At 36.8% G+C, this 10,401-nt stretch carries 7 protein-coding genes and 1 CRISPR repeat array; all 7 genes read left to right on the top strand.

The genetic code is table 11. The features are described from left to right. Positions 1 to 62: 62 nt before the first annotated feature. Positions 63 to 552: a CRISPR direct-repeat array (repeat unit 32 nt; unit sequence GTCGAGGCTTATACAGCCTCGTGGATTGAAAT). A 186-nt stretch (positions 553 to 738) separates the two neighbouring features. The 7 genes from HMPREF1548_RS26750 to HMPREF1548_RS26720 are packed head-to-tail and all read left to right on the top strand — an operon-like array spanning position 739 to position 10,054. Next, a complete protein-coding gene (locus HMPREF1548_RS26750; protein WP_021639948.1) occupies positions 739 to 2,349 on the top strand; it encodes a TM1812 family CRISPR-associated protein in 1,611 nt (536 codons plus the stop codon). After that, positions 2,349 to 3,869, top strand: coding sequence for a Cas10/Cmr2 second palm domain-containing protein (locus tag HMPREF1548_RS26745; RefSeq protein WP_021639947.1), 1,521 nt, complete (start codon positions 2,349 to 2,351; stop codon positions 3,867 to 3,869). Before HMPREF1548_RS26750 ends, HMPREF1548_RS26745 begins: the two co-directional genes overlap by 1 nt. Continuing rightward, a complete protein-coding gene (locus HMPREF1548_RS26740; RefSeq protein WP_021639946.1) occupies positions 3,870 to 4,508 on the top strand; it encodes an RAMP superfamily CRISPR-associated protein in 639 nt (212 codons plus the stop codon). It abuts the gene before it with no gap. Next, a complete protein-coding gene (locus tag HMPREF1548_RS26735) occupies positions 4,501 to 6,144 on the top strand; it encodes an RAMP superfamily CRISPR-associated protein (RefSeq protein ID WP_021639945.1) in 1,644 nt (547 codons plus the stop codon). Before HMPREF1548_RS26740 ends, HMPREF1548_RS26735 begins: the two co-directional genes overlap by 8 nt. Beyond that, positions 6,141 to 7,514, top strand: a complete 1,374-nt coding sequence (locus tag HMPREF1548_RS26730) for an RAMP superfamily CRISPR-associated protein (RefSeq protein WP_021639944.1) — start codon at positions 6,141 to 6,143, stop codon at positions 7,512 to 7,514. The genes HMPREF1548_RS26735 and HMPREF1548_RS26730 overlap by 4 nt, the downstream gene beginning before the upstream one ends. Continuing rightward, positions 7,504 to 7,896: a hypothetical protein gene (locus HMPREF1548_RS26725; protein WP_021639943.1), complete on the top strand. Its 393-nt coding sequence runs from the start codon at positions 7,504 to 7,506 to the stop codon at positions 7,894 to 7,896. Before HMPREF1548_RS26730 ends, HMPREF1548_RS26725 begins: the two co-directional genes overlap by 11 nt. Then, complete coding sequence (locus tag HMPREF1548_RS26720) at positions 7,889 to 10,054, top strand: TIGR03986 family type III CRISPR-associated RAMP protein (RefSeq protein WP_021639942.1); 2,166 nt, start codon at positions 7,889 to 7,891, stop codon at positions 10,052 to 10,054. Before HMPREF1548_RS26725 ends, HMPREF1548_RS26720 begins: the two co-directional genes overlap by 8 nt. Positions 10,055 to 10,401: the final 347 nt, after the last annotated feature.

Genomic DNA, 10,401 nt, shown 5'->3' with positions numbered 1-10,401 from the left:
AGGCTTATACAGCCTCGTGGATTGAAATGGGTTACTAGTGATGGACATAGCGTAAAAGTTTGGTCGAGGCTTATACAGCCTCGTGGATTGAAATGCATAACAGGCGGTACAATAACCAGTCTAAATGGTCGAGGCTTATACAGCCTCGTGGATTGAAATGCTTTGCGGGATGGCGTTCCCTTCCTTGTTTCGTCGAGGCTTATACAGCCTCGTGGATTGAAATATGGATATGACAGCTCCGAATACTTCACCCACTTGTCGAGGCTTATACAGCCTCGTGGATTGAAATGTAATGAAACCTTTAAATGGTATTCAATCCGAAGTCGAGGCTTATACAGCCTCGTGGATTGAAATAACAACACGCAAGGAATATTGTGCTGATTATGCAGTCGAGGCTTATACAGCCTCGTGGATTGAAATTGTAAAGGAAACATTTGTCAAGGCATTTGAATATGTCGAGGTTTATACAGCCTCGTGGATTGAAATCTTGCCATGCTGGGAGACCAGCCACGGGGGCAGGGTCGAGGCTTATACAGCTTTACAGATTGAAATTCTATACAGAAGTTTTTAATATTCCATCATACATGTTAATTTTTATACATCTTGTTAAACCACAGCTACATACTTTCTATTTGCATAAAAATAGAGATGAAATACATTACAAAAACTATCTTTTTTATACGTCATTACACACAAATATAAAAACAACTAATAATTACGATGTATTGGAGAATACGAATGAAAGAAAATATATTGCTTTTATGCATGAGTCCTGTGGCTAAAGTGAAGTCAGAATTTAATTATTCTTACATATATAAAGATAAAGAATATTTCCTTCAGGGAATTATGACAAATGAAGCGCCAGCCAAAAGTGTAATAGAACGGTTAGAATTGGATAATGGCAAAATGTTGGATAAAATTGTTATGATTTGCTCAGATTTAACAAGAAAAAAGAAATTAAAAGAAATATTTGATGGACATACTGAGGATATGCAGCTTTATAAGATAAGAACAGCATTATCCGAAGAAGAAATAACAGATATGACCACATTGACTTTTTTTAAAGAAATGATACAAAAATATTCTGCAGAAGTTGAACAAAAATACAAGGATAAGCCGATCGAATTTCAGGTTATCTGCATTTCTGATTTTACTGAAGCTAGTCAAGTCGCTAAAGCAGCTGTTGAAGCAGCAAATAAAGTAATGGAAGACAGCGAAGATGTGGAGTTATACATCGATTATAATGGCGGACAGCGTTATGTGGCATTTATGATTCTTGCAATTTCTAATTTAATGAAATTGAGGAATATTGAAATAAAAGAGATTATGACGATGAACCGGGATAATAGAATAGATAATATAACTCCTATTCAAAATATGAAAGCGGTATTTGGAAGTATAGATTTGGTAGCTGGAATTAACGAATACATAAACTATGGCCGAATAAAAACATTATCATTATTTTTTAATGATTGCAGGGATACCAGGATTACAGCTATTTTGGCATCTATGAGTGAGTTTGCATATAATCTTCAATTATGCCGTACGGATAAGGTGTTTGAGGAAAGGGATAAGTTAAAAATAAAACTTCAGGATTACATTAGTCATACGAATAATACAGAAATTGAAGATACATATGAAATACTTTTTTCATATGTAGTACAGGACATTTTAGAAGGATACCGAAATTTACTGGAAGGTGATTTACCTGAAATCATTCAGTGGTGTGTAGAAAAAGAATATATTCAGCAGGCGTTAACCTTTTATGCAGAGAGGATACCAATTTATTTTTGGGAACAGGGAATTTTTTGTCCCAATCAAAGGGAAGAAGAGATATATCATGTTTTTTGGACTGCCTGCCAAAATAAGGATAAAAAATTAGACATTTCACAAAATACAGCAAGAGAATATAAAAGTTATAATGAAAAATATTGTTGGATGATAAAATTTTTGAAAAATAGCACATCTAAGTACATAAAAAGTATCTTTTGGAAAGAATATTTTCCCCAAATAAATTTTTATTATTATTTCAGGTACATAAAAGCAGTAAATGTATCAGAATATCCTTTATTACATATAGCGAATAGTGTACAATTAAACAAGGCAAAGGAAAATACAGGAAAGTTATTAGGATATATAGATGCAGGACGAGCCAAGAGCAAATGCCGTAAAGAATTAGATGCCATTATGATGGATTATCAATTGCTGAAGGAACAAAGAAATCTCACCAACCATGCAGGAAGGAATGATAATACAGAATATTGGAGTTACCAGGACATCTGCACAATGCTAATACAGGCTGCCGAAAGGCTGATTGCTGTTACCAATGACGAGGGAAGGAAATACTAATGGAATTTTTAGTTGTTATGGAAGTCTCACAAAAACAGAATTACATATTTAAGACAAACCGTCTGGCCGAAAATATAGGTGCTTCAATATTGATCCGCAGTATTACGGAATCGCTCGCGAAAGAGATCGCAGTTGAGATTGAGGAAAAATATCAGCAGACTTGTGAAATAATTCTTGAAGGGGGCGGGAAAAGTATTTATGCTTTTACGTCTGAAGAATGCGCCAGGGAATTTGTAAGGAGAATGAGCAGAACTGCACTGGAGAAATATCCGGGAGTTGAATTGTTCTTTGCCCGGCATTCTTATAATGAAAGTTCCCAGACTATCATAGATGCGATGAACAGCCTATATCAGAAGCTGGAAGAAAAAAAGGCTGTCAGAGAATCAGCATTCCGTATCTTTGATTTAGGTATAACAAAACAATGTGAATCCACGCAGCTGCCGGCTGTAGCGGTTAATGAAAGCGGGCAGTATATTTCAGCGGAATCCAAGGTGAAGCTGGAGGTTGCCAAAGAGAAGCAGGGGGAAATATTTACCCAGTTGCTGCCGGCAGCAGAAGGGAAGAAATATCGTTTTGCAAATGTATTTGCAGAGCTTGGAGGAGATAAAGACAGCAAAAGCTTTTTGGCTTTAACCGTGATAGACGGCAATAAAATGGGGAAAAAAATCGAAAAATTTAATGATATATTCCTAAAAAAGCATAGTCAGGCTGACTGTACTTTTAATACTGCGTATAAACAGGAGTATCGCGCTCTGAGTCAGAAGATAGACGGCCTCTATAAAGAAGCAATGAAAAAAACGATGGAACATCTCGCTATTAATATAGAGTCATTAATAAAAAGAGATATTATTACCAAAAGAGTAGATGAGGATGGAACAATAGTTCTTCCTATCCGCCCTCTTATCCTTGCGGGAGATGATATTTGTTTTGTGTCTGATGCCAGAATTGGACTTGCTTTAACAAAAGAAATTCTTCTGCATATTGAGGAATCCGTACTTGAAGAACTGGATGAAATGAAAATGTGTGCATGTGCCGGAATAGCGATAGTGAAGGTGAGATATCCGTTTTATAGTGCACATGAGCTGGCGGAAGAGCTTTGTCATAACGCAAAAGCGGCATTAGAAGAGGGCGAAGATGAATCTATAATCGATTTTCATATTGTTCAGGGAGAAAAAGAAGGAAGCCTGTCACAAATAAGGAAAGAAAAATACAAAGGTGCATCCCTTACAAATAAACCTCTTTACTTAAAGAAACAGGCAGGTAAGTCAAATACAATTCCGGTGTTTGAAGAACATTTGAAGATATTAAGGAGTGGTAAAATCGGAAGAAGTGCCTTAATAGGATATAGGACAGCCCTCAGTAACAGCGCAGGTAAACAATTTATAACGGAAAAGAGATTTAAGGAGAGACTGAAAAAAGAACTTGGTTTTGAGATGCCGGACAGTTATGTAAATGGAAAGTGTATTGACTTCGATGTGCTGGAGATGTTGGATATGTACAATTTATTGGAGGAAGTATAGATGATAATTTACCAAATAACGATAAAGACGGAGTCAGATACACTTTGGGGCAGCGGGCAATCGGTTCCCGGACTCATTGACAATGATATAAAATATGACAGCTACGGTATCCCCTATATGAATGCAAAAACATTCAAAGGATGTCTGGGAAAACAAATGAGATGGATTTATGAACTGTGTAAGGACGAGTTCCAGAAGGTTTCATTAAGTGAGCTTTTGGGAAGTCCGGATACGGAAGGAATGAAGCGCAACGGGAAACTGCGGTTCACTGAGGTTCAATTGTCGGAGGGCCTTATGCAGCAGTTGAAGAAGGCCGTGATAGATAAAAAGGTTAGCAAAGATGAAGTGTTGGACAGCCTTACGACTATCTATGCTTATACAAGTCTGGATGAGAACGGTATTGCAAAGGATCATACCTTACGAAGAGAGCGTATGGTAAAAAAAGGCTTTGTATTTGAAACTGAAATCTATTCAGAGGAATTAAGCCAGGCAGAAGAAAAATTATTGACGTTTAGCGTATGTTCTCTGCAGCATATTGGGACCTATAAAAGTAAGGGTAAAGGTTTGGTTCACTGTGATATTTTCAAGGAACAGCAGAATTTACGGGAGCGCTATTTAAAGGAGGCCGCAGATGTATAATTATGTCAAATATCAAATTTATCTGGAAGAGCCTCTTAAAATGGGGAAACAGGGAAATCAGGATAATGAGGAAAGTCTGTCTTATATTGCGGGCTCGACGCTTCGTGGGGCTGTTATAGGGAAAGCAATTAACACATGGTTCGAAAATTATATTGGCGACTTGAGTGAAGAACCATTATATTCAGATATATTATTTAAGAAAACAAAATTTTATGATGCATATTTAGCTCATGAGGGAAAGTCTCTGATACCTGTGCCTGGTGTGTATTATGCTGATAAACATGATGTACGAAGGGCTGAACATGAGTCGGAAAAAACAGGAAGCAGTCAGATGACTGTTCATAGCTGCGGAATACTTGGAGAAAAACCTGTACAAGGGGAACAGAGAATAGATACTGGGAAATTTTGTCTTCTTAAGCAGGATGAGCTTCGTATTAAAAACGTAAAAAAAGAGGCAAATCTTCATATTGCGCTGGCACAGGGAGAAGAAAAAAGTAAAATGTTCCGCTACGAAGCAATTGCTAAAGGGCAGACTTTTGTAGGGCTGATTCAGTGCCGCAGTGAAGAGGATGCATTAAAATATAAAAATTTACTGGAAAATGCTGTAATTTATTTAGGCGGTTCCAAAGGAAGCGGCTATGGCAGGTGCATAATCACAAAGGCTGAATGTATCTCCTGGGAAAGTGCGAGACAGGAATTTGCAGGATTCAATGAGCAGCAGAATACAAATAATGCACTTGTTATTTATGCATTATCTAATTTAATTCTGACGGATGAGTGGGGAAAGCCTACAGGAAGACTGTCGGAAAAATTTCTGGAAGAAAGGCTCGGAATATGTAATGTGCAGCTGAAACAGGCATATCTGTCTACATTTCGTACTTCAGGATTTAATCATACATGGAAAGCCAGACAGATTCAGCAGACTGCGGTCAGTGCCGGAAGCGTATATCTGTATACCTTTGATGGGACGCTTGATGCAGAAAAAGTCAGTAAATTGGAAGAGGATGGAATCGGTGTACGAAAGACGGAGGGATTTGGAAGAATATTAATAAATCTTCCGTTAGGGCAAAAAATAAAGTTACAATTAGAGGATGAAAAGGATAATTTCAATTTAACCCCATTAACTGAGAAAGAAAAGAACGCATTAGAATTAATATCCGCTCAGATTATTGAAAAAAGGGAAAAAGAGATAATTGAAATGGCAGCAAATGATACTGCACAGAGAAATGTAGGTATTTCCGCTATGTTTTCGATTACGCAAATCAGCAGGCTATATTTTTTCCTCTATGAACAGCAGGTAATGGGGAAAGAAAGTATAGAATCGCAGAAAGAAAAAATTAAATTTTTCCTTCGGAAAGAAATAAAATCATTTACAAAAGAGGCTTATCAAAATGTCACTTTTATTATGGGTGTTGATGAGAAAAATAGAAGTAATAGAGCCAATATGGAAACCATTCTGACACAGATGTTAGATGACACTGTTTCACCTGATACCTGGCATACAAAGTTGTGTATGAGGACAGAAGAATTATTTGAAGGGATTGGCGGCAAAGAAAGAAGCCCTTATGAAGTAAAAGGAGAATTTTTGCGCGCTGTATTATATAATCTGATGAGAATGGAGGGCGGCAGCAAATGAGAAAACAATATGTTTTTTATGGAAAAGGGAAAATACGGCTTGCCAGCTTTCTGCATATCGGTGGGGAAGATGAGTCTTCCTTAAATTTAGTTACTGATGGGGGAGGACAATATATCCTTCCGGCAACAAGTATTTCCGGCTCTATTAAAGCGTATTTCAGAAAAAAGAGTTTTGACACAGAGCATTATCTGGGATGGACAGATGAGGAGCAGGGAGCGGGTACGGACAGTAAAATTTATTACTATGATGCTGTATGCAGTCGTGTCCAACTGGAAGAGCGGAATGGTATACGTATGGATGCGGCTCACGGAGTGGCAGAAGAAAATGGATTATTTAAACAATATTTTATAGGACAGGGAATGGAAACTGAAATATGTTTTCAGGCTTTTTTAGACAGTGAGGCGGAGTGCAATGATGTACAGTTATTTTATACAGAGTTATTCGCAGGGATTCAAAAGGGCAGTCTGTCTTTTGGAGCAATGAAAAATAATGGAGCAGGAATTTTTCAGGTAATCGAAACCGGAAGCAAGATATTAAATTTGGCTGATAAAAAAGATTTTTTGATTTATTTATCAGGAGTAAACAATGTTCTGCGGCTGTTGTCTTATGAGTCCTGGATAAAAAGTGAAAATGAGCAGCCAGTTTTTGCATCAGTGGAAAAGGGAATTACAGAATTTGAACTGACAGCAGAAATACCGGATGGACTTATCATAAAAAGCGGAGAAATATTGCCGCGTATCAGAGTTGGAAGTGATATCAGGAAGGTGAATGCTGTAAATGTAACAAAAGAAATAGATGGCAGTTCATGCTATTACATACCGGGTTCTACGATAAAAGGAACTGTAAGAGGCTATGCTCAAAAGGTGTGTAATACCTTCGGAATACCGGAGGAAGTGATGGTCCAAATCTTCGGAGGTACCCCTGATAGAAAAGTGAATCGTGGATATGTCAAGGCCCATGATGTTCTGGTCCCGCAGCCGCAAACCACAGTATATAACAGAATTAAAATTGATCGTTGGCTGGGAAGTGTAATAAAAGGGGCTAAAATGGAACAAGAGGTAATTTCCACCCAAAATGGCAATGCAATTAAAATTCGTGTGGTAACGGAAGAAACAGAAAACCAAAACAGTAAGTTGATGAATGCATTGGTATATCTGGCTCTTCGAGATATTGGGCTGGGATTAGTGACAATTGGGAGCGGAAGCAGTGTTGGGTTTGGAAGATTAAAGGGAAAAGAACTGCGGATTGGAAACTATAAAGCTGACTTTGAGAACATGCAAATAGTTTTTGATGAAAAGGAACCGACCAGTGCACCGCTAAAGGCCATCGTTGAAGAGTGGCTTCAGGAGGTAGCGTGTTATGCGAACTGAACAGGTGGATTTAAAAGAAGCTTTGACCCAAAAATATTGGATAGAAAATGGCTATAAATATATATGGAAACAGGAAATAAGCAGTGTTGTACTCACTTCTGTTAATAAGGCGGATGACTTGGAAGAAGAGAATTTACTGGAAGCCAGAATTTTTACGGAAGGTAAGGAACTGCATATTTTTCGTTTTGAAGATAGCCTGAGGGCAGTGGAGACGGTCGGAAACAGTGATGATGATTTCTTTGAGGAAGAACAGCTTTTAAGAGAACGGTTTGGACATAGTATTACGGTTCGAAATTATATAGATTATGATAGTGATGGGCAGGCATATATAATAAGAACCGTTTTAAACGGATATAACCAGGAGGAATTGAGGCATGGCTGAGAGTTTTGCACCGTATAATTTTATTCCTTTTTCTGAAAAAAAAGTGCCGATACCATATAAATCTATGGAGACTCTTCCTGCATTTAACTGTATTGGAGGCGCTTATTCCGGCAGAATCGATTTTGAGATTCATAACCTTACAGGGCTTTCTGTTGGCGGCTGTTACAGAAAGGAAGAAAACCAGGGAACCTTTTGTACGGATGGACGAGGCGAATATATTATTCCAGGAAGTACGATGAGAGGTTTTACCAGAAGCCATGTAGAAATTCTCAGTGTTTCTTTTCCGGAAATGGTGGAAAAAAACAGATATATGTTCCGGAAGATTAAGGATAATTGCGGTAAGTTAAAAAAAGAATATCTTAATAAACTAAAATCCAGTAATCAAAATGGTTACCGCATTCCGGACGGTGTAAAAGCAGGTTTGTTATACAAAGAAAAAAGGAATGGGGAAGATATCTACACAATTGTGCAGGTAAAGCCTTTTGGCGCCTATGGAACTACGTTTTTTCAAGTACATGAAACGGATTTGAGAGATGCGGGTGTATTTAAAAAACAGGAATATTATATGTATATAGAGAAAATTGAAAAATATCATGGTGATGGTTCGATAGCATCTTATAAGGATTACAGTGATAAAATTTTCCCTAAAAGGAATATATCATATCATGCTTATAGGGGAGTTCCTGTTACATTTGATTATAAAGGTAAGATTTGTAATATAGGGAAGGGCAATCTGAAGGGTACACTTATAAACTCTGATTTTGTGAAAGGGAAAACCCATCATTATATTGTGTCCGATGTGAAAGAGGATATTTCTTTTATAGTTGATAAAGAAGATATTTTAAATTATAAAAGGGATTACGAAAGAAACTGTATACAAAATAAGAAACTCATTGAAAATAAAGATTTTTACTCTTTACCGGATGAAGAAGGTATAGAATCGGGTAAGTTGTTTTTTTATAAAAAAGAAAATGGACCGGAAGGAAAGCTTGTTGGATTTGGACCTACTCCTTATTTTCGTGTGTTTTATGATTATCAGGTGGAAGATGGGATTCCTTTTGAACAAGAAAAGGAAGGATATGATTATACGCAGGCGCTGTTTGGATTTGCCGAAGAAAAGAATTCCTACAAAAGTCGTCTGTCTTTTTCAAACTGCAGAATCAAAGATAAAACAGTAAAAACAGAATTGGTAAAATTATATGTTGGCAGTCCGAAGGGGACAGCGTTTCAAATGTATCTGGAACAGACGGGTAAAGATTTCAGAAATCTTAACACTTATAACGACAAGAATCTTCGCCTGAGGGGGTACAAATTTTATTGGAAACGTTCCGATTCTGTAAAGCAGAATATCGAAAGCAAAAATACAAACACATCAATTGCGGTTCTTCCGAAAAATCAGGTTTTTGAAGGCAGTATTTATTACGAGAATTTAAGTGATGAAGAACTGGGACTTCTTTTATGTGCGTTGCAGGTAAATGATTCGCCTGAAAAAGCGGATAAAGAAACATATCAAATTGGAAATGGAAAACCATATGGCTATGGGAAAATTGCAATTAAAAATATCAGATTAATGCAAATTGATCCCAAACAAAGGTTTACATGCCTAAATGTAGAAGAAACTGATATAACAGAGCGGATAGCTTCGATTAAGGCCAGTTATAAAAAGAAGTTAAAGGAATGTTATGGTATAGATTTTGAATCTGATAACAGCATCAGTACATATATCGATTTTGTGAATATGGATAATGCTGATGATTATTTTGGCACACATGAATATACCTATATGACCTTAAAAGAATATACAAACAGATGTCCGTTGCCATTAGCTAAAGCTGTTATTGGAAAAACAAAAGAAAAAGCAGATCAAAACGATAAAAAAAGGTCTGGTTGCCTTTGGCTTGGAAAATATAGATTGGATAAGAATCAGGAAGCACTTTTAAAGAATAAGCTGCCCCAGGGCACGGAAATAAAGAGTGTATCGGAATGGCCTGATGAGCAGAATTTAGTAAAATATGCTGCGCAGTTTTTATACCTTGCAATACCGGGTACAACTAAATATTATTTTAAGAAAATTGCTATGCAAAAGTATAAAAAAGTTTATATATCTATAAAGGGAAATAATGTGGGTGAAAAAGATAGTGGTTGGGAAAGTATCTGATCTATGTAGTATCATTTTAGATCAGTGTTAAAAGATACTTCATTTGTACAGAAGATTTTTAATGTTTTTGCTGGTGCGAATCACAAGTTCACATAAAAATCCCGTGTGATTCGCACCAGATTTATTATAGAGATAATTGAAATCTTTCAGTAAAATAGAAGAATAAAAATTTTTTATTGAATGTAAAATTATTAAATTGTATAATAAATACAAATTAGTGTTAAAAGTAAGAGATTTGTTGTTTGATTTTGCTGTCGAGGCTTATGTTGCCTCGTGGATTGAAATGGTCCAGCAGATTTTGGTATTTGCACGAATAGTACCGTCGAGGCTTATGTTGCCTCGTGGAT

It is taken from the genome of Clostridium sp. KLE 1755 (assembly GCF_000466465.2).
GTDB classification, from domain to species: Bacteria; Bacillota; Clostridia; order Lachnospirales; family Lachnospiraceae; genus Eisenbergiella; species Eisenbergiella porci.
This window is presented reverse-complemented; position numbering and strand designations above follow the sequence as displayed.

Coding starts and splice junctions, on each gene's coding strand:
- HMPREF1548_RS26725 (WP_021639943.1), top strand. CDS start 7,504: ATGCGAACTGAACAGGTGGATTTAAAAGAAGCTTTGACCCAAAAATAT.
- HMPREF1548_RS26730 (WP_021639944.1), top strand. CDS start 6,141: ATGAGAAAACAATATGTTTTTTATGGAAAAGGGAAAATACGGCTTGCC.
- HMPREF1548_RS26750 (WP_021639948.1), top strand. CDS start 739: ATGAAAGAAAATATATTGCTTTTATGCATGAGTCCTGTGGCTAAAGTG.
- HMPREF1548_RS26745 (WP_021639947.1), top strand. CDS start 2,349: ATGGAATTTTTAGTTGTTATGGAAGTCTCACAAAAACAGAATTACATA.
- HMPREF1548_RS26720 (WP_021639942.1), top strand. CDS start 7,889: ATGGCTGAGAGTTTTGCACCGTATAATTTTATTCCTTTTTCTGAAAAA.
- HMPREF1548_RS26735 (WP_021639945.1), top strand. CDS start 4,501: ATGTATAATTATGTCAAATATCAAATTTATCTGGAAGAGCCTCTTAAA.
- HMPREF1548_RS26740 (WP_021639946.1), top strand. CDS start 3,870: ATGATAATTTACCAAATAACGATAAAGACGGAGTCAGATACACTTTGG.